This window comes from Segatella hominis (genome assembly GCF_004535825.1).
GTDB lineage: Bacteria > Bacteroidota > Bacteroidia > Bacteroidales > Bacteroidaceae > Prevotella > Prevotella hominis.
The window spans coordinates 57,001-77,372 of record NZ_SGVY01000004.1; the positions used below are offsets into that span (position 1 = coordinate 57,001).

The 20,372-nt window shown below is 45.4% G+C and carries 13 protein-coding genes and 1 tRNA gene; 6 read left to right on the top strand and 8 right to left on the bottom strand.

What is annotated here, in order from left to right; all coding sequences use genetic code 11:
• The first annotated feature begins 274 nt into the window (after positions 1–274).
• Positions 275–1,603, top strand: a complete 1,329-nt coding sequence (locus EXN75_RS02255; protein WP_246031266.1) for a S28 family serine protease — start codon at positions 275–277, stop codon at positions 1,601–1,603.
• Between the two features lie 43 nt (positions 1,604–1,646).
• On the opposite strand, the gene EXN75_RS02260 is transcribed toward EXN75_RS02255, so the two are convergent.
• The 7 genes from EXN75_RS02260 to aroB form a co-directional block, all read right to left on the bottom strand.
• The gene (locus tag EXN75_RS02260) at positions 1,647–2,414 is read right to left on the bottom strand and encodes an HAD family hydrolase (protein ID WP_134842629.1); all 768 of its coding nucleotides are present in this window, start codon (positions 2,412–2,414) and stop codon (positions 1,647–1,649) included.
• A gap of 28 nt (positions 2,415–2,442) precedes the next feature.
• Entirely contained in the window at positions 2,443–3,801 is a 1,359-nt protein-coding gene (locus tag EXN75_RS02265) for a glucose-6-phosphate isomerase (protein ID WP_134842630.1), read from the bottom strand.
• Between the two features lie 43 nt (positions 3,802–3,844).
• Positions 3,845–4,843 (bottom strand): NAD(P)H-dependent glycerol-3-phosphate dehydrogenase, encoded by a 999-nt coding sequence (locus EXN75_RS02270; protein WP_022111146.1) that lies wholly within the window; start codon positions 4,841–4,843, stop codon positions 3,845–3,847.
• 73 nt (positions 4,844–4,916) lie between these two features.
• The gene (gene lysS / locus EXN75_RS02275; protein WP_022111147.1) at positions 4,917–6,647 is read right to left on the bottom strand and encodes a lysine--tRNA ligase; all 1,731 of its coding nucleotides are present in this window, start codon (positions 6,645–6,647) and stop codon (positions 4,917–4,919) included.
• A 124-nt stretch (positions 6,648–6,771) separates the two neighbouring features.
• Complete coding sequence (locus tag EXN75_RS02280) at positions 6,772–7,974, bottom strand: acyltransferase family protein (protein WP_134842631.1); 1,203 nt, start codon at positions 7,972–7,974, stop codon at positions 6,772–6,774.
• A gap of 36 nt (positions 7,975–8,010) precedes the next feature.
• Positions 8,011–10,299 (bottom strand): alpha-N-acetylglucosaminidase, encoded by a 2,289-nt coding sequence (locus tag EXN75_RS02285; RefSeq protein WP_134842632.1) that lies wholly within the window; start codon positions 10,297–10,299, stop codon positions 8,011–8,013.
• A gap of 146 nt (positions 10,300–10,445) precedes the next feature.
• Positions 10,446–11,492: a 3-dehydroquinate synthase gene (aroB, locus tag EXN75_RS02290; RefSeq protein ID WP_118115790.1), complete on the bottom strand. Its 1,047-nt coding sequence runs from the start codon at positions 11,490–11,492 to the stop codon at positions 10,446–10,448.
• A 171-nt stretch (positions 11,493–11,663) separates the two neighbouring features.
• Here aroB and EXN75_RS02295 point away from each other — a divergent pair, with 171 nt between their 5' ends.
• Complete coding sequence (locus EXN75_RS02295) at positions 11,664–14,606, top strand: TonB-dependent receptor (RefSeq protein WP_134842633.1); 2,943 nt, start codon at positions 11,664–11,666, stop codon at positions 14,604–14,606.
• Positions 14,607–14,753: 147 nt separating this feature from the next.
• Here EXN75_RS02295 and EXN75_RS02300 read toward each other — a convergent pair whose 3' ends face one another.
• Complete coding sequence (locus EXN75_RS02300) at positions 14,754–16,457, bottom strand: SulP family inorganic anion transporter (protein ID WP_134842634.1); 1,704 nt, start codon at positions 16,455–16,457, stop codon at positions 14,754–14,756.
• A 173-nt stretch (positions 16,458–16,630) separates the two neighbouring features.
• Between EXN75_RS02300 and radA the strand changes: the two genes are divergently transcribed.
• The 4 genes from radA (at position 16,631) to EXN75_RS02320 (ending at position 20,233) form a co-directional block, all read left to right on the top strand.
• The gene (gene radA / locus EXN75_RS02305; RefSeq protein WP_134842635.1) at positions 16,631–18,076 is read left to right on the top strand and encodes a DNA repair protein RadA; all 1,446 of its coding nucleotides are present in this window, start codon (positions 16,631–16,633) and stop codon (positions 18,074–18,076) included.
• 65 nt (positions 18,077–18,141) lie between these two features.
• Positions 18,142–18,795: a 7-cyano-7-deazaguanine synthase QueC gene (queC, locus tag EXN75_RS02310; RefSeq protein WP_022111156.1), complete on the top strand. Its 654-nt coding sequence runs from the start codon at positions 18,142–18,144 to the stop codon at positions 18,793–18,795.
• A gap of 49 nt (positions 18,796–18,844) precedes the next feature.
• A complete protein-coding gene (locus EXN75_RS02315) occupies positions 18,845–19,975 on the top strand; it encodes a TlpA disulfide reductase family protein (protein ID WP_134842636.1) in 1,131 nt (376 codons plus the stop codon).
• A 183-nt stretch (positions 19,976–20,158) separates the two neighbouring features.
• Positions 20,159–20,233: transfer RNA gene (locus EXN75_RS02320), tRNA-Arg, on the top strand.
• Positions 20,234–20,372 lie beyond the last annotated feature (139 nt).

Here is a 20,372-nt window from a genome sequence, read left to right on the forward strand (position 1 = left end):
ATCTTTCTTTTTAATATTTGTCCTTTATCGTATTTATCCTTTTAATTCTTTTTATTCACAAGTACAATATGCTGTTCTGTATTTGAATTGTACTGAAATTCCGGCACAAAGATAAGTTTTTTTGATGGAATAGCAAAGCAATCTGCTACGTTTTTGTGGGGAAGATTCATCAAATCATACTTTTTCTCATTTTATTTTCTTTTTTCTCTGGTTTTTGCAGTACCTTTGTATTACAAAATATAATATCTTCAAAAGTATAATATCTTTGAAAGCAATGAAATTTTTTAAGAAAACAAAATCATTAAAGTCAGCTTGTTTGTTGATGTTGATGTTGCTCATCCTGCCTTTGCAGATGTTGGCAGCAGAATTGGGTGAAGCTGGTAAACGGTTAGCGGCTCTTCCTGGTGTGAGTAAAGTGGAACCGCTGCAGAGTACTTGTTTCCCAGAAAAATACGTGTTCTTTATCAAGCAGCAATTAGATGCTAAGAACCCGCAGGCTGGTCAGTTTGAGCAGCGAGTAGTGCTCTGTCATCGCGGTTTTGACCGTCCAACAGTACTTGTTACAGAAGGCTATGATGCCAATTATGCGTTGCATGAGGGATATATAGAGGAACTGTCCAAGCTTTTCGATACCAACATCATTACCGTGGAGTACCGTTATTTTGATAAGTCCATGCCAAGCCCTTGCAACTGGGATTATCTGACAGTGGAGAATTCTCTTTATGATTTGCATCATGTGAATGAAGCATTACATGCTTTATATAAGGGTAAGTGGATGGCTACGGGCATCAGTAAGGGCGGTCAGACAACCATGTTCTACCGTTCCTACTTTCCAAACGATGTTGATATTTCTGTTCCATACGTAGCTCCACTCAACAGAAGTGTTGAGGATGGCAGACATGAGAAATTTCTCCAATATGAGGTTTCGACTCCTGAAAACAGACAGAAAGTGCTCGACTTCCAGCTTCTGCTCTTTAAGCGCAAGGCAGCTCTTCTTCCTATGCTTGAGAAATATTGCAATGACAAGCATTATACATTCAATGCCCCTTTGGCTGAAATATATGACTTCTCAGTCTTTGAGTATGCGTTTGCTTTCTGGCAGTGGGGTTCTGATATCCAAAAGATTCCTACAAGAGAGGCTGATGATTTAGCTGTATTCAAGTATTGGATGAGTCATTGTGAACCCGATTATTTCTCCAATCAGAATCCCTATTTCTCGTTTGATGTGCAGGCGGCTAAAGAATTAGGTTACTATGGCTATTATACAAAACCATTCAAGAGATATCTGAGTATTAAGACGGCAAAGGGATATTTGCATCGGTTGATGTTGCCGAAGGATGCGGAGGAAGTGAAATTTTCTCCTGTATTATATAAGCACACAGTAGATTTCCTGAGTAAGAATGATCCTAAGATGGTTTATATCTATGGTTCTATCGACCCATGGAGTGCTTCTGGTATTTATGGACTTCCATTTACAAAGAACAAGCAAAACTTGCATGTTTATATGTGTCCGGGAGGTTCTCATAAGACCCGTATTCTTTCCTTTCCAGAGCCTACTCGTCAGGAAATTATTAATTTGATAGGTCGTTGGTTGAAGGAATAGTACATTATATAAAAAGTTAATAAAAACGTGTAAGTAATGATGTTTACTTACACGTTTTTGTTGTTTTGAATATCTGGCTCTGCTGATGTGCCATTTCTATTAAACTCTCGAAGTCATTGCAGAATTCGGTCATCTGATGGTAAAGAAGATTACTGCCTTTATCTGATAACTCATTAGCTGGTAATGGACCGGAATTGATAGCTACCGTGAAGATGTTAGCAGCAACACCCGCTCTGACTCCTAATGGAGCATTCTCTACAACGATACCTTCCCATGGTTGAAGATTGCCCGTTTTCTGCAATCCCATCAGGTATGGGTCAGGGTTTGGTTTTCCACGTTTCACGTCATACGCAGTTACAATATGCTCTTCATCCAGAAAATCGCCGAAGTCATTGAGTAGGCGCATGATGAGAGGGCGCTGTCCGCTACCGGTAACCACACCCACTTGCATACCAGCATCCTTAATCTTCTGCATGATTTCCTTAACACCAGGGAAGATTTCTGCCGTTGGCATAGCGTGGAAGATATCCGTCTTTACATCATACATTTTCTGAGCTTCTTCCAGAGATATGTCGATACCTTTCTGTTTTTTCACCATCATCTTGATGGTATCGATACCTCGTGCTCCCTCTGTGGCATAAGCATCAGCTGCAGTCATGTGGATGTCAAACTGCTTCATAGATTCCTGCCAGGCCACGGCATGATTAGGCATACTGTTGTATAGCACGCCATCCATATCAAAAAGAACGGCTTTAGGGTTGAATTCCCCAAAGCCGTGGTCTTTTAAGTATTTTGAAATAATTTCTTTCATCAATAATGAAATGATTTCTTAATATCGATTATTTCTCGTTAGCCAAACGCTCCTGGATAGCCTTGCTTTCAGCCTCATAACCAGGCTTGTTGAGCAATGCGAACATATTCTTCTTGTATGCCTCAACACCAGGCTGGTTGAATGGGTTTACCTCTTCCAAGAGACCGCTGATACCGCAAGCCTTCTCGAAGAAGTAGATTAACTGACCGAGGTAGTAAGCGTTCAACTCTGGTACGTTAACCAAGATATTAGGAACACCACCGTCAACATGAGCCAAGCGGGTACCGAGCTCTGCCATCTTGTTCACCTCGTCAACACGCTTGCCCTCCAAGAAGTTCAAACCATCAAGGTTTTCATTATCGTGAGGGAAGAGCAACTTCTCGTTAGGAGTCTCTACGCTGATAACAGTTTCGAAGATAGAACGCTCACCTTCCTGAATCCACTGACCCATAGAGTGAAGGTCGGTAGTGAAGTCGCAAGCTGCAGGGAAGATACCCTTCTGGTCTTTACCCTCGCTCTCACCATAGAGCTGCTTCCACCACTCAGCGAAGTAGTGAAGTTTTGGCTGGAAGTTGCAAACGATCTCAATCTTCTTGCCAGCCTGAGTATAGAGTGCCTGACGAGTAGCTGCATAGATAGCAGCAGGGTTCTCATCGAAAGCAACGTCCTTACCACAAGCCTTTTCCATGTCAGCAGCACCAGCAACGAGCTGTTTTACGTCGAAACCAGCAACTGCGATAGGCAACAAACCTACTGGAGTAAGAACAGAGAAACGCCCACCTACATTGTCAGGAATGATGAAACTCTTATAACCCTCTTTGTCGGCGCAAGTACGGGCAGCACCCTTCTTGGCATCGGTAACGGCTACAATCACATCCTTAGCCTCTTCCTTACCACGCTGATCCTCGCACTGCTTCTTCAAAAGACGGAAAGCGAGAGCAGTCTCAGTTGTGGTACCAGACTTAGAGATATTGATAACACCGAACTTCTTGTCCTTCAAGAAAGAAGTCAACTCGTAGAGGTAATCCTCACCGATGTTGTTACCTGCGAAAAGGATTGTTGGATTCTTCTTATCATTTACGAGCCAAGCGAAAGAATTGCTGAGACCTTCGATAACGGCGCGAGCACCAAGGTAGCTACCACCGATACCAGCAACAACAACAACCTCACACTTTTCACGCAATGTGTTGGCAACTGCCTGAATCTCATTCAAGAACTCAGGAGTGATAGAAGATGGCAAATGCAACCATCCCAAGAAATCGTTACCTTCACAAGTGCCGTTCTCAAGAGCTTCCTGAGCGGCTTTTACCTTAGGCTCGTAAGCCTTTACTGCACCTTCTGCGAGGAATGATGCAGCCTTAGTAATGTTTAAGCTGATACTTTTCATTTTCTTATTTAAATATCTAAATGAATGTGTTAATTTTTCTCCTTTATCTGAACGAATCAGTCAAGAGTTTGATTTCGATTTGCGGACTGATGCGCTCGTACAGTATATTATATACAGCATCGAGAATCGGCATGTTGACGTGCATGTGGCGATTGATTTCCTTCATACACTTTGTACCGAAAAATCCCTCGGCAATCATCTCCATCTCTATCTGTGCACTTTTCACGCTATAGCCTTTACCTATCATGGTACCGAAGGTGCGGTTGCGTGAGAAATTACTGTAACCTGTTACGAGCAGGTCACCGAGATATACTGAATCGTACATGCTGCGGTCGATAGGGTGGACGGCAGTGAGGAAACGGTGCATCTCCTGAACGGCATTCGACATGAGTACCGCCTGGAAGTTGTCGCCATATTTCAGACCGCCACAGATGCCTGCAGCAATAGCATATACATTCTTCAAGACCGATGAGTATTCGATACCGATGACATCGCTTGAAGTCTTGGTCTTGATGTACTCGCTTGCCAGACAGTCGTTGGCAAAGGCGCGAGCCTTATCTGTGTCGCTACAGCCCACGGTGAGATAACTCAGACGCTCCAGCGCAACTTCTTCTGCATGAGAAGGGCCACCGATACAAGCCAGGTTTTCATAAGGCACGTCATATACCTGATGGAAATATTCCGAACAAACGAGGTTTTCGTCAGGTACGATACCCTTGATGGCTGTGATGATAAACTTGTCGCTGATGCGAGTCTTGAGTTTCTTGAGATGATTCTTAAGGTAAGGCGATGGGGTGACGAATACGAGTGTGTCGTAGTTCTGCACAATCTTATTGATGTCTGAAGAGAAGAAAATCTCATCCACATTGAATCTTGCCGACATCAGATAGGCAGGATTATGCCCCAAGCGCTTGAAGTCCTCGATGCGGTCGTCGCGTCGCATATACCAACCTATGTGATGAGTATGCCCCACCACAATCTTGGCTATTGCCGTAGCCCAGCTACCGCCGCCAATAATTGCAATTTTTCCGCAGTTGAACACTTCGTTTTATGTTTAATGTATAACTAATAATGTATAATTGGAGTATGCTACCCCAATTATACATTAATATATATTACTTATTTGCTGCGTCAATCCAGCCCTGGATATCATCAACAGAAGGCTTCTCATAGCCGAGTTTGTATTTCTTGTTGATTTCACCGATCTTCTGCTGAAGACCCTGAGCCTTCTCTTCACGGATGTCAGAAATCAGGTTGAACCCTGCCTTGCGGAGCACGTATGCCCAATCCTCTGGCACGCCAATCTCAGCCCATTCCTTGATAGTACTCTGTGGCATCTTCTTCTCTGGCTTCATCTGAGGGAAGAACAAAACCTCCTGGATGAAGGTCTTGCCTGTCATCAACATGACGAGACGGTCGATACCGATACCGATACCTGATGTAGGAGGCATACCATACTGGAGGGCACGGAGGAAGTCCTGATCGATGATCATCGCCTCATCATCTCCCTTGTCAGCCAACTTCATCTGGTCGATGAAACGCTCTTCCTGGTCGATTGGGTCGTTGAGCTCAGAGTATGCATTGGCAAGCTCCTTACCGTTAACCATCAACTCGAAACGCTCGGTCAAGCCTGGCTTAGAACGGTGCATCTTGGTCAATGGAGACATCTCTACAGGATAGTCGGTGATGAAAGTAGGCTGGAGGAAAGTACCCTCGCAGAACTCACCGAAGAGCTCGTCGATCAACTTACCCTTACCCATGGTCTCATCTACATCCATGCCCTTCTCCTTACAGAATGCGCGGATTTCTTCCTCTGTCTTGCCGTTGCAATCGAAACCAGTCTTTTCCTTGATGGCATCGAGGATAGGAAGACGGCGATATGGAGCCTTGAAGCTAATGATGTTACCATCTATCTCGCGTTCTGGCTTTCCATTGACTGCGATACAGATAGTCTCGAGCAATTTCTCAGTGAATGACATCATCCAGTTGTAGTCCTTGTACTGAACATAAAGTTCCATACAGGTGAACTCTGGGTTGTGGTTACGGTCCATACCCTCGTTACGGAAGTTCTTGCCAATCTCATAAACACCCTCGAAACCACCTACGATAAGGCGCTTCAGATAAAGCTCAGTAGCGATACGCATATACATATCCTGATCGAGCGCATTGAAGTGAGTGATGAATGGGCGGGCAGAAGCACCACCAGCGATGCTCTGGAGAGTAGGAGTCTCCACCTCTGTATAACCAGCGTTGTCGAGAACGCTGCGGAGTGTACGGAGAACAGTAGCACGCTGCAAGAAAGTATCCTTTACGCCATCGTTGACGATGAGGTCAACATAGCGCTGACGATAGCGCAACTCAGGGTCGTCGAACTTGTCGTAAGCAACACCATCCTTATATTTTACGATAGGGAGTGGTTTCAAACTCTTAGAGAGCAGGCACAGTTCCTTGGCGTGAACTGAAATCTCGCCAGTCTGTGTGCGGAAAACAAAACCCTTTACACCGATGAAGTCACCGATGTCGAGAAGTTTCTTGAAAACAGTATTATAAAGGTCTTTGTTCTCGTCTGGACAAATCTCGTCGCGTGCGATATAGACCTGGATTCTTCCCTTTGAGTCCTGCAACTCTGCGAAGCTGGCTTTACCCATTACGCGTCGGCCCATCATACGACCTGCGATGACTACCTGGCGTGGCTCTTCCTCGTCTTTGAATTCAGCTTTGATATCAGTGCTGAATGCATTGGTTGGAAACTCTGCAGCTGGGTATGGATCAATGCCCATCTCGCGCAATGTTTGAAGACTTTGTCTGCGAACGATTTCCTGTTCGCTTAACTCTAAAATGTTCATATTCTATTTAGATATATCTAATTTTGTTATTCTGTCTGCAAAAATACAAATAATTTTCTGAACTCCACTTTATTTTTATGCTTTTTAATATAATAAGTCGGAAATAGTTGTGCAAACATTTGCATTATAGCTTAATGAAAATCTTCTTTTGGTACATCCAGATGCCCATCGCTGCATGAATGGCAACAAAAAACAGGGCATAGGTGAGGGAAACCAGATACTCGTCTGAAATGACATTCCTGATGAGGCCTAACAGGTCGTCCTTGATGCCGTATGTTCCGAAAACGATGGCAAGGAACTCGCTCAGGACATAAAGAAAAAGTGGATTCATTCCGAATGACAGAAACAGAACTGTTATCGGATTCTCCTTTGTTTTTATCGTCTTTCCTTCTGTATTTGCTTCATTCTTTCCTTCTGTATTTGCTTCATTCTTTCCTTCTGTATTTGCTTCATTCTTTCCTTCCGCATTTGCTTCATTCTTTCCTTCTGCACTGATTTCACCCCTGTCAATCCATTGGATGAGCAGACTCAAAATCCAGGCAGCAAAACCACAGGTCACAAATACATAGCTTGGACTCCATATTCTCTTATTGATGCCGAAACCAATCAAGGAAAGGAAGAAACCAAGAATGAGCATGACAAGACCACTGATTTTCAAAAACTTAATTTTGGAATGAACGTTCTGGCCTGCAATGCTGATGTATTTGCAACAGAGGAAACCTATCATCGTATGGGCGATGGCTGGCAATGTGCTCAGCAGTCCTTCGGGATCTACCGGACTCTTATGATAGAGGTGATCGTAGCCGAAAAAATGGAGATCTGCCTGGGCGATGATGTTGACTGATGCATCGTAGGCATAACCGTTGCCGAAAGCTAAGATGCCCATATAGACTATGATGATGCCGAGGATGATATGGACAAAATACCGTTGGTTGATATGGATGGCCAACAGGGATACAATGCCATAACAGAGGGCTATGCGCTGTAAGACTGCCCATATACGCAGATGCGCAAAGTCTAATCCATTACCCGAACAAATCATATCAAACCAGTTGATACTGAGTCCGATAAGGAAAAGCAAGATGGTGCGTTTTGCGATTTTTCTGTAGATAATTAGCGAGGGCTTAAACTCCGTCTTTCTCAAAGACAGATAGGTGGACATACCCATCATGAAGAGGAAGAAAGGAAAGACCAGGTCGCAGGGAGTCAAGCCGTTCCACTTGCTATGCGTCAGAATATGATAGTTCTGTTCACCGCCATTATTGACCAATATCATGAGGGCTACTGTGAGCCCTCGCATGATATCCAGAGATTTGAGTCTGATCATAGTTTTCTGGGTGTTTTATCTTGTTCTTAATATTTCTTATCTGATAAAATTGATAACTTCCTTCGCCACTTCCACACAGTCTCCTTCAGGTTGATCACTGTAGGTATTGTGCTGCAGAGTCCATGGTTCCTCTATAGCATACCAGTCAATTACCGGACCGCCAGGCAATGCCATTTGAAAGAGTTCGGCAGCAGTCTTGTTAGCATTCTTGCCACCGCCTAACGCTTCGTAATCCACTTGGGTGCTGGCTTTCATCTGGTCTTTTAATGCCTTCATATAGGTACTCCATCTCTTGTAGTAGAAGTCTTTCAGTAAACCTTGCCATTCCTTGTGTGCATAGTCTCGGAGCCCTCCCTTATCAGCACAGGTGCGGTTTCCCCATGTGGTAATCTGTACACGAGCATTCCATTCATATTGGTCTTTCTCTGCCGTAGTCTTGCCGATTTTGCGTGCCTGTTCTGTCCAATGTCCCAGACGGAATTCAGAACGGGTGCCTAAGAGTTTGTCCTGCAGGAGAATCATCTTCAGGAATCGGTCTGCATTCTTGTCAAAGTCTTTACGGGCAAAGGCATTGTAGTCGGCAATCGTCTGCAGGTACTGTTTTCTGCCCTGATCTGCGAGAGCCTGTCGGCAGATATCCACGAGATCATATTCGTAGTTGTTGTTTCCTTTGTATTTATCAGCTACTTGTGCGAAGAGGATGGCAGCCTGTCGGGTGTCTTCCGGATCATAGTAGTTGTGCATTTTCGACCAGCTGGAAACCTGGAAATTGTTTAATGATGGGCGTCCGCAGAAGATGCTCTCATGGGGACCTTGCTGGTTGTTGCCGAGCGGACAGTTGTAGATGCTTTTTGCAAGCAAAGTCCAGGCTTTCACGATTGTATCATCGTGGACGCCATATCTGGCAAAGCAGTATTCCTGGATCCATTCTTCCTTGGTCATCTTCTCCGCTCTCCAAGGCAGTTCGCTCATCAGTTCGAACATCACCGGGTTGTTTTCTGAACCTTCCATCGTAAAGCCCCAGCCCTTCAGTGAAGAGTTAGTGATGAGTGAAGAATTCTCTTGCTTTTGGGTGTCCGTTTTCCCCGTTCCGAGATAAAAGTTGTTGAGAAGCTGATCCATTCTTCCATGAAGACCCACGTTTCCGCCAAAGTTCTCCAGAAGACAGAAAAGCCATTGATGCTTGCCGTATCCACCTTCCCGTTTCCAGATACTCGGACTTCCGAACATCGGGCGGCATTCAGAGAAGAGGTCGAGTATGAGGAGGTCGCCAACCTTCAGATTTTCTATCATCTGTGGACGTGGATTCTCGGTCCATCCCTGAACCACCCACACTGCCTCAGAATTGGCACGCTTCATGGCATCCATCAGCACCTTTCCTGCTTTTCCGTAATCAACGGCAGCATCATCATTGCTTTCGTGGAAAGGATCCATGGAGTAATAGGAAGCCTTACCGAAGAGATGGGTGAGCTCCTTATAATATAGGTCTGCGATTTCTGCAAATCGGGCATCCGTAGGCGATAGGTTGGCAGGGCGCTGATAACCATTCCAGCGACCACCATCAGTCACGTTGAGTCCTAACTTTTCTTTGGCGTCATGAGGCATCATACCGCAATAGCCCGGCAAGACAGGTTTCATACCAAGCTCTTTCATTCTTGCCAATATCTTCTTCTGCAATACTTCCTGTTGCTTGTACCAGTTGAGTGGCAGCGGACCGCCCCATCCCTCGAGGTTGTTCATTTCCCACCAAGCCAGGAAAGCAGGACCGGCAATGAATTTGCCGACTTCTTCCTCTGTATAGCCTAACTTGAGGAGCATGTTTCTCCATACACATTCTTCGCCTACGATGGCAAGCGGCATGTTGATGCCATGCAGAGCCATCCAGTCGATTTCTTTCTGCCAACGGTTCCAGTCCCAGAAAGCCATCGAGTAGGAGAAGGTGCAGTAGTTGAAATCATAGCGCAATTTGAGATCTGTCTCATGGCGCTCCTTTTTCTCAACTCGTGGCAATACGGCAGGTATTTTAGCCGTCATATTGTTCCAGGAGATATGGATGCCGGCATAGTGTTTGAGATACCAGTTGACACCCACGGCAATATTCACCCAAGAGTTGCCCCGGATGATGATAGGAGATGAAGTTTTCCTGCTGTTGGAGGAAGGATGAGACTTCTGGTCAATCTCAAAAAAATCTTTGTCTGATTTTACCAGTATGGTCTGAAACTTGCGTGAAGCGCCTTTGTCAATGCGTTCCAGGATGTCATCTACAGGATTTGCCTGTATGCTCGTAACGGTCAATAGAAATAGGTAGAATAATATTTTTCTCATATACATTATATAAATATAGGTTTAACATGATGATGAAAAGGTCTCATATTTGAATATAGAAAAGGTCTAAAATATAAATGTTGAAGAGTTTGTGTATCTTCATTCTTCCTTCTGCTGATACACATTCTCTCCAACATTTCATAAGATTATCCTTCTCTGAAGAAATCCAGTGCTTCCTTGATTTCGTCCATGGTAGCCGTCTGGTTGATGCGGATGTCACCGATGCCTCCCAAGAGGGTGAAGTTGATGATGCCGTTCTGGTTTTTCTTATCGTGGTGCATCAACTCTATCAGTTCATCGTAGTCATCACAGGTGATAGGCAATGTGCCGTAGTATTCCTTGATGAAACTTACGGTCTGTCTCATCTTTTCGGTAGGGAAACCTGTATGTGTGGCACTGAGATATAGTTCGCAGATCATACCGAAAGCAACCGCATGACCATGCAGGATAGGCTTGCGCTTCAAGGCCCAACTCTCAAAGGCATGACCGAAGGTGTGTCCTAAGTTCAGTGCCTTGCGGATACCATGCTCATGAGGATCTTCTTCTACGATGCGTTCCTTTACCTTCACGCTGTCAGCCACCATTTGCTGCAGATGCTTTAAATCAGGATTTGCCAAATCGAAGGTAATCAGTTCCTTCCACATATCCTCCGTTGAGATGAGTCCGTGCTTCAACATCTCTGCATAGCCAGAACAGATGTTCTCGGCATCCAGACTGCGCAGAAATTCCGTGTCGAGGATGACAAACTTAGAATCGTTGAATACACCTATCTCATTCTTCAGTCCGTTGAAGTTGATACCCGTCTTACCGCCAACCGATGCATCCACCATGGCAAGCAGGGTAGTAGGGATATTGATGAAGTTGATGCCGCGTTTGAAGGTGGAAGCAGCAAAACCGCCGAGGTCAGTTACCATGCCGCCACCGAGATTGATGAGACAAGAGTGTCGTGAACCGCCACCATCGCCGAGTGATTTCCATACATGTGCTATTGTTTCCAGGTCCTTATGGGTGTCTGTAGCACCTATCGTGATGACCTGTGCATTTTTCAGCGTAAAGAATCCCTGGATGACCGGAAGGCATTTTTCCTTCGTCACCTCATCGACAAGGATAAAAATCTTGTCGTGCTCGCATTCAGTGAGTGCATTGGCAATCTCACTCTCCAGATGAGTAGATATGATAATTCTCTGATTCATAACAAAAACGTTTAATAATGTTGCAAAGGTACGTTAAAAAACTGACTTATACGGCAAAAAATCCTATTTTTTTTGATTGTTTACTCTATATTTGGCATAAAAATAGTATTTTTGTTTAAACCTTGTATAATTATGTACGTCAAAAAGGCAAATCAAAAATAACTTATTGCAATGAAAAAATCAATTTTGATGATGCTGTTGCTTTTGGTCTCAATAGCATCGTTTGCTCAGGAACGCTTGGTAAGCGGAGCGATTATCGACCGGGATACCAAGGATCCTGTAGAGCAGGTGACCGTCCAGTTGCTCAAAACTGATAGTACCTATGTGACGGGTGCCATCAGCAACGAGAAAGGTCTTTTCCATCTGAATGCGCCTGAAAATGGCAAGTATCTTCTGAAGATTACGAGTGTAGGATATAAGCCTACCGTGAAGCGCGTGGTCATCGAACAGGACAAGAATCTGGCGTTGGGTAATGTCGTTGTCGGTGCTGATGCCATCATGCTGAAAGGAGCTGTGGTTACCGCTATGGCTCAGAAAGTAACGCTCAAGGAGGATACCTTCGTATATAACTCAGCAGCCTACCGTACGCCGGAAGGTTCGGTGGTGGAAGAACTCGTGAAGCGTCTGCCGGGTGCTGAGGTGAGCGATGACGGTACCATCAAAATCAATGGTAAGGAGGTGAAGAAAATCCTCGTTGACGGCAAGGAGTTCATGACGGGAGATACCAAGACTGCCCTCAAGAACCTGCCTACCAGCATCATCGATAAAATCAAGGCTTACGATGAGAAAAGTGATCTCTCGAAGGTGACGGGTATTGATGATGGTGAGGAACAGACCGTGCTCGACTTCAATGTGAAGAAGGGTATGAACAAGGGTTTGATGTCTAATATCGACCTCGGTATAGGTAATAAAAATAGGTATAGTGCCAGAGGTATGGGTGGATATTTCAACAGTAATAACCGCTTTATGCTTTTCGGTAATGCCAATAATACCAGTGACCGTGGCTTCAGTGGCGGTGGGCCAAGACGTGGCTTTGGTGGTGGCAATGGATTGAATGCAAGCAAGATGCTGGCAGCCAACTATAATTATGAGGAGAAGAATAAATTCAAATTTAATACATCTCTTCGCTGGAATCACAGTGATGGTGATGTATGGAGTCGTCGTTCCAGTGAGAACTTCATGGGAAGCAGTTCCTCTTTCTCCAACAGTCTGAACCAGAATTTCTCTCGCAGTGACAGTTGGAATGGTAATATCCGTCTGGAGTGGATGCCGGATACAATGACCAACATTCTCTTCCGTCCTTCTATCTCATGGACTACTAATGATAGCCGCAGCACGGGGCTTTCTGCATCGTTCAATCAGGATCCGTACCAATATACCGAAGACCCTCTTTCTGATGAGGGCATAGAAAAGATGGATGAAGTGGATGCTGTGATCAACAGACAGAATTCTGTAAGCTTGAGTAATTCCAAGAACAACAACATCCGCGGCATGCTCCAGTTGAATCGTAAACTCAACAATAAAGGACGTAACGTAACCCTCCGTATGGATGCCAAATATACCGATAAGGACAGTAAGAGCATCTCCCTGCAGAATGCTCATCTTTATCTGGTACAGAATGAAGCTGGCTTGGATTCCACATATCAGACCAACCGCTATAATCTGACTCCTTCCAAGGATTACAGTTACAGTGCTCAGGCCACCTATAGCGAACCGCTCTGGAAGGCCACCTTCCTCCAGTTCAGCTATAAGTTCACCTACAGCTACTCCAAGGGTGACCGCAGCACCTACGATTTCAGTAAATATAGTTTTGATGGAATCAATCCAGAATACGGAGCGTGGGGCAATTATCTTGGCCGTCTGGATGGCGAACTGGGTGACTATCGAGATGACAAACTGAGCCGCTATTCAGAGTATAGAAACTATACCCATGATATTCAGGTGATGATGCGCTTCATCCGTCAGAAGTATAATCTGAACTTCGGTGTGATGATCCAGCCTCAGCGTTCCAAGTTCATACAGGATTATCAGGGCAAATATGTAGATACGGTGCGCACGGTGACCAACGTCAGTCCGACCCTTGATTTCCGTTACCGATTCTCCAAGATGAGCAATCTGCGTGTCAACTATCGAGGAACGACTTCACAGCCAAGCATCTCTCAGTTGCTTGATATCACAGATAACAGCGATCCGCTGAACATCTCGAAGGGTAACCCTGGCTTGAAGCCATCGTTCACTCAGAACTTCCGATTGTTCTACAACAATTTCGTTCAGAATCACAACAAGGGTGTGATGACCTATATCAATTTCTCTACGACCAGCAATAGCATCAGCAATAAGGTGACCTACGATGAGACGACTGGTGGAAGAATCACCCGACCTGAGAATATCAATGGCAACTGGAATGTGATGGGAGCCTTTATGTTCAACTGTTCTATCGACAGTGCTGGTGTATGGAATATCAATACCGATACCAATTTGGGTTATAATCACTATGTGAGTTATCTGAGTCTCGACAAGTCGCAGGATTCCCAAAAGAATACCACCCAGAATACCACGTGGAATGAGCGTCTCTCTCTGAGTTATCGCAATGATTGGTTGGAATTGTCACTCGATGGAACATTGGCTTACAATCATGCCAAGAACAAGTTGCAGCCTAACAGCAACCTGGATACCTGGCAGTTCTCTTATGGACCTTCGATGACATTGACCGCTCCTTGGGGCACAAGTTTGAATACCAGTCTCTCCTGCAGCAGTCGTCGCGGCTATTCCGATGCATCGATGAATACCGATGAGTTTGTGTGGAATGCTCAACTTTCACAGGGATTCCTGAAGGGTAAGCCTCTCACCGTGATGCTTCAGTTCTACGATCTGTTGCACCAGCAGAGTACCTTCTCGAGAGCGATTTCATCCGTTTCGCGTACGGATACGGAATACAATGCCATCAACTCTTATGCGATGCTTCACGTAGTATATCGCATGAATCTCTTCGGAGGCAAGGATGCACGCAAGGAAAATCGTGGGGAAGGTCCAGGTGGACGTCCTGATTTCCGTGGTCGCCCATTTAATGGAAGTGGTCGTCCAATGGGTCCTCCTCCAGGACGTTTCTTTTAATAGAATTTTTTAGGAGATAACTGAACTTTCGAGTCTTTAAGACGATAAGAAATAATTTAGGTATGGCTTTATAAAAGCTGAACAGCCGCTTTCTCATGTGTTCGAGAAGCGGCTGTTCTTATTTTTTTAGTTGGCTTGATCCAATATTTAGTTGGCTTGCTCCAACTTATTCTGTGCGATGATTTCCTCAGCTCGTTTGAGCGCCTTGCTAATATGGTCGGTGATATTCTCCTTACCGAGCATATTGTAGAAACCAGCGTGCTCCAATTGGAAGTTTACTTTCTCGCAAACACCGGAGAGAACGATCTGGATGTTTTCCTTCTGACTCATTTCGCAGAGGTTGGTGAGGTTGTGAATACCTGTAGAATCTACGAAAGGAACCTTGCGCATACGGATGACGCGTACCAGCGGGCGATCACCGAAGGCAGCCATCACTTCCTCAAATTTATTGCCGGCTCCGAAGAAGAAAGGACCATTGATCTCATATACCTCCACACCCTTAGGAATGGTATAGTGCTCCAGGTTGGTAGAAAGGAAGTCAAACTCTTTGTTGAGGTCAATCTCATCGTCGGTAATAGCCTTTACGTCGGTCGTCTCAGACATACGTTTCATGAAGAGCAGACAGGCGATAATCAGTCCCACTTCGATAGCTACGGTAAGGTCGAAGATGATGGTGAGGAAGAAAGTAATCAGGAGCACAGTAACATCGCTCTTAGGATTCTTCATCAGTGCTAAGAATGAACGCCAGCCAGACATACCATAAGAAACAACTACCAATACACCAGCCAGACAAGCCATAGGGATAAACTTAGCTAATGGCATCAGGAAGAGGAAGATGAACAGTAAGACGATGGCATGGATGATACCAGCCACAGGAGTCTTACCACCATTATTAATATTGGTCATCGTACGGGCGATGGCACCTGTAGCTGGAATACCGCCGAAGAGAGGAGAGGCAATATTGGCCAATCCCTGTGCCACCAACTCTGTGTTGGAATCGTGGTGGTCGCTGATCACACCATCTGCTACGGTAGCAGAAAGCAGACTCTCGATGGCACCGAGAATAGCGATGGTGATGGCAGGAGACACCAGGTTCTTGATGGTTTCCCAGTTGATTTCAGGCACCTGTGCCGCAGGCAGTTCATTGCTGATAGAAAAACGGTCTCCGATGGTCTCGATGCTTGTCACACCGGCATATTGTTTCAGGATGAGCGCTACTATCGTCATCAGGATAATGGCGATGAGCGAACCCGGAATCTTCTTGCTGAAACGAGGAGTGATGGCAATGACAATCACGCTCACCACACCGATGAGGGCACACCAAGGGTCGATGGTATCGAAACTCTGGAAATAAACGCCCCATTTCTCGATAAAGTCAGAAGGATTGCTGGTTAAGGTCAAGCCAAAGAGATCCTTGATCTGTGTGGTGAAGATGGTAACAGCGATACCACTGGTAAATCCCACTACGATCGGGTAAGGAATGTACTTGATGATGGTGCCGAGTCGGAGCAGTCCGAAGAGTACCAGGAAGAGACCCGCCATCAATGTGGCGATGGTCAGTCCCTCCATGCCATACTTCTGGATGATGCCATAGATGATGACGATGAAGGCTCCCGTAGGACCACCAATCTGCACTTTACTACCGCCAAAGACGGAGATGATAAGACCTGCCACTATGGCGGTGATAATTCCCTTCTCTGGGGTCACGCCTGAGGCAATACCGAATGCGATGGCCAGAGGCAGGGCTACGATTCCCACGATGATTCCTGCCATGAGGTCAGACATGAATGTTTTCTTGTTGTATGTCTTCAGACAAGAAAACAAGCTTGACTTGATTGCTATTGCTTTCATTACCTTATTAAAAAATTATATTGTATTTTTTGTTATCCAAAAATATCGCTTGCAAAGGTACGATAAATATTTTAAATAACAAAATGTTTTTTAATGTTTCTTAATTGTTGATCTCGTTTCATTGATTTAGCGTACTTTTGTACGTCATCTAAGGTTTAGATAGCATACAGATTATGGCAAAAGACAAGATAGCATACGTTTGCAGCAATTGCGGACAGGAATCAGCCAAGTGGATTGGCAAATGTCCGAGTTGTGGACAATGGAATACTTTTAAGGAAATCCGAATCGCTGGAGAAACGGGAACCCAGGCTGCCCGAAATGCGGGCATGACGATGAGACATGGTGGCGCAGCTACTATGTTTGGTGGCGTGCGTGCTTCGGATGGCGCAGCCCAACCCATGAAGCTTCGTGATATCTCTGCCCACGATGAACCCCGTATTGATATGCATGATGAGGAACTGAACCGTGTGCTCGGTGGGGGAATGGTGCAGGGCAGTATCACTTTGTTGGGTGGTGAACCGGGTATCGGTAAGAGTACGCTCACACTGCAGACCATTCTCAATATCCCTGAAAAGAAAGTGCTCTATGTGAGCGGAGAGGAGAGTGCGCATCAGATCAAGTTGAGAGCCGACAGGTTGGCTTCTTCGATCACACCCGATGGAACGGATGTGAATCTCGACCATATCTCTATCCTTTGTGAAACTTCCTTAGAGAAGATCTTCTCCCATATCCAGCAGGTGGCTCCGGAAATCGTAGTCATCGACTCCATCCAGACCATCGCAACAGAGGATGTGGATAGCAGTCCGGGCAGTGTCTCGCAGGTCAGAGAGTGTGCTGCAGCTTTGTTGCGATTTGCCAAAACCAGTGGCATTCCTGTTATCCTGATAGGACATATTAATAAAGAGGGAACGCTTGCAGGACCTAAGATACTGGAACATATCGTGGATACCGTCATCCAGTTTGAGGGCGACCAGCATTATATGTATCGCATCCTCCGTAGTATCAAAAACCGATTTGGAAGTACTTCGGAATTGGGAATCTATGAGATGCAGCAGGGAGGACTCCGCCAGGTCAGTAATCCGTCAGAACTCCTCTTGACTGAGGATCACGACGGACTTTCGGGAGTGGCCATTAGCAGTGCCATCGAGGGTGTGCGCCCATTCCTGGTCGAGACTCAAGCCTTGGTTTCCACTGCCGCCTATGGAACTCCCCAGCGCTCAGCTACGGGTTTCGACCAGCGCCGACTTAACATGCTTTTGGCCGTATTGGAAAAGCGCGTGGGATTCAAGTTAATGCAGAAGGACGTGTTCCTGAATATAGCAGGAGGACTGAGAGTCACTGACTTGGCGATGGATTTGAGCGTGATAGCCGCTGTCTTGAGCAGTAATGTGGATACAGCCATAGAGGCTGGCTGGTGTATGTGTGGCGAGGTAGGTCTGAGCGGAGAAGTGCGCCCCGTAAGCCGTATCGAACAGCGAATAGCTGAGGCTGAGAAGCTCGGTTTTCAGCACATCATTATCCCTAAATACAATTATTCGGGATTTGATCATTCGAAATACAAGATAGAGATTCACCCGGTCAGAAAGGTGGAAGAGGCGCTGAGATGCCTGTTTGGATAGAGGCTTTTTGAAAGGTAAAAAGGTAAAAAAGTAAAAAGTTAAGAAAGTAAAAATATATAGAGGAAATGAAAGATTCAGTGATTATTGTGAGTGGTGGTATGGACAGTATCACGCTGCTCTACGACAAGAAGGACGAAATCGCTTTGGGCATTAGTTTCAATTATGGTTCCAATCATAATGAGCGTGAGATTCCCTTTGCCAAAATGCATTGCGAGCGTCTTGGCATCAAGCATATTACTATCGATTTGGGCTTTATGCACCAGTATTTCAAGAGCAGTCTCCTTGAAGGAGCCGATGCTATCCCAGAAGGGCATTATGCTGATGACAATATGAAATCCACGGTGGTTCCTTTCCGTAATGGCATCATGCTGAGCATCGCCATCGGCATTGCAGAGAGCAATCAGCTGAAGAAGGTGCTTATAGCCAATCATGGAGGAGATCATACGATTTATCCCGACTGTCGTCCTGAGTTCATTGATGCCATCGACAAGGCGGCGCAGGCAGGTACTTTCGTAGATGTGCAGGTGAGTGCTCCTTATACCAATATCACCAAGGCTGATATTGCTCGTATCGGCAAGAAGTTGGGAATCGACTATGCTGAAACCTGGAGCTGCTACAAGGGCGGCGAAATTCATTGCGGTAAATGCGGCACATGCGTAGAACGCAAGGAAGCGCTTGCCGAGGCAGGTATCGAGGATACAACCGTATATGAAGCCTGAGAATGACGTGTATAAGATTAAAATTAGTAAATGACAAAATAACAACAAAATGAAAAAGAATTTGATTTTGAGTGCAGCTCTTTTGCTTTCTGCAACTGCAGCGATGGCACAGAGTGGCACTTTCACATTGAAGGCCAACTTGAAGAACTTTGGTGACACCGTGATAGTCTTTAAGAACAGAGGTGTGAAGAACGATACCGTCTTGGTAAAGAAGGATAAGTTCACTTATACCACCACTTTGGATAAGCCAATGTCTATCATTTTCGCAACTCCAGGTACATTCCGCAACACAGAGTACAAGATGGCTCGCATCGTAGCAGTACCAGGTGAGAAAGCAGAGCTCGTAGGTGATGTTCTCACCCGTTACGATATCTCTGGTAGCAATTTCTACAAGCAGTATCATTCATTGGATCTGATGTTGGAAGAGGCAGAGAAGCCTTTCACAGAGTTGCGCAAGTCTATCGAGGACCGCATGAAGAACGGTGGCGATCAGAATGCTCTCCGCAAGGAATATCAGGAGAAGGCTATGGAACTCGAGAAGACACGCAATGAGAAGGTAATGAATTACATTTCCCAGCATGCCAACGAGGAGGCTACTGCAGCACTCGTTCCTCAGTTCCAGGAGTATGACGTCATGCAGAAGGTTGTCAATATGCTTTCAGAGTCAGTTCGCAATGGTCGTATGAAGGCATTCTATCAGCCAATGTTGGATCAGGCAAAGGCTCAGATGGAGGCAGAGGAGAAGGCAAAGAAAGTACAGGCCGCCGGTGTTGAGGCTCCTGATTTCACCTTGAAGGATATTGAGGGCAACGACTTCACCCTTTCCAGTTTGCGTGGCAAGTATGTAGTTCTCGATTTCTGGGGTTCATGGTGCGGTTGGTGCATCAAGGGTATGCCTCAGATGAAGGAGTACTATACCAAGTATGCTGGCAAGTTTGAGATAGTAGGTATCGATTGCAATGATACCGAGCAGAAGTGGAAGGATGCTGTGAAGAAGCACGAGTTGCCATGGAAGCATGTTTACAATCCACGTAATGGTGCCGAGAATATTTGTGACAAGTATGCCATTCAGGGTTTCCCTACCAAGATTGTTCTTTCGCCAGAGGGTAAGATTGTGAAGACCATCGTAGGTGAGGATCCTGCATTCTATACATTGCTCGACGAGTTGCTCGGCAAGTAAATCTTGCGTGCTGGTTATCAGGGGCAGATTGGCAGTAAATATCCCGCTGTTTTCCTTTCAGACGGGGTTATTTGCTTCTAAATAAGCATAAACAGCCAAATATTTGCAAAAATATTTGGCTGTTTCAATAAAAAGTTGTACCTTTGCACCCGCAAGTTTAGAAATTGCAAATGATTAATTGATGGTTCCGTAGCTCAGTTGGATTAGAGCAACAGCCTTCTAAGCTGTGGGTCTTGGGTTCGAACCCCAACGGAATCACAAAAATCATGGAGAAAGAGGTTTGTCAGGAGTTCCTGGTGAGCCTCTTTTCTGTTTAATATAAGTCAATGGCTGCCGTTAGAATTGTGATAGCCTTGCTTTTTGGACAAAGCTGGGGCTTCACTCAGGAGGATATGTA

Excerpts from the sequence above, each read along its gene's own strand:
- EXN75_RS02255 (WP_246031266.1), top strand. The coding sequence starts at position 275 with ATGAAATTTTTTAAGAAAACAAAATCATTAAAGTCAGCTTGTTTGTTG.
- lysS (WP_022111147.1), bottom strand. The coding sequence starts at position 6,647 with ATGAACATTTTAGAGTTAAGCGAACAGGAAATCGTTCGCAGACAAAGT.
- queC (WP_022111156.1), top strand. The coding sequence starts at position 18,142 with ATGAAAGATTCAGTGATTATTGTGAGTGGTGGTATGGACAGTATCACG.
- EXN75_RS02315 (WP_134842636.1), top strand. The coding sequence starts at position 18,845 with ATGAAAAAGAATTTGATTTTGAGTGCAGCTCTTTTGCTTTCTGCAACT.
- EXN75_RS02300 (WP_134842634.1), bottom strand. The coding sequence starts at position 16,457 with ATGAAAGCAATAGCAATCAAGTCAAGCTTGTTTTCTTGTCTGAAGACA.
- EXN75_RS02260 (WP_134842629.1), bottom strand. The coding sequence starts at position 2,414 with ATGAAAGAAATTATTTCAAAATACTTAAAAGACCACGGCTTTGGGGAA.
- EXN75_RS02265 (WP_134842630.1), bottom strand. The coding sequence starts at position 3,801 with ATGAAAAGTATCAGCTTAAACATTACTAAGGCTGCATCATTCCTCGCA.
- EXN75_RS02285 (WP_134842632.1), bottom strand. The coding sequence starts at position 10,299 with ATGAGAAAAATATTATTCTACCTATTTCTATTGACCGTTACGAGCATA.
- EXN75_RS02295 (WP_134842633.1), top strand. The coding sequence starts at position 11,664 with ATGAAAAAATCAATTTTGATGATGCTGTTGCTTTTGGTCTCAATAGCA.
- EXN75_RS02280 (WP_134842631.1), bottom strand. The coding sequence starts at position 7,974 with ATGATCAGACTCAAATCTCTGGATATCATGCGAGGGCTCACAGTAGCC.
- radA (WP_134842635.1), top strand. The coding sequence starts at position 16,631 with ATGGCAAAAGACAAGATAGCATACGTTTGCAGCAATTGCGGACAGGAA.
- aroB (WP_118115790.1), bottom strand. The coding sequence starts at position 11,492 with ATGAATCAGAGAATTATCATATCTACTCATCTGGAGAGTGAGATTGCC.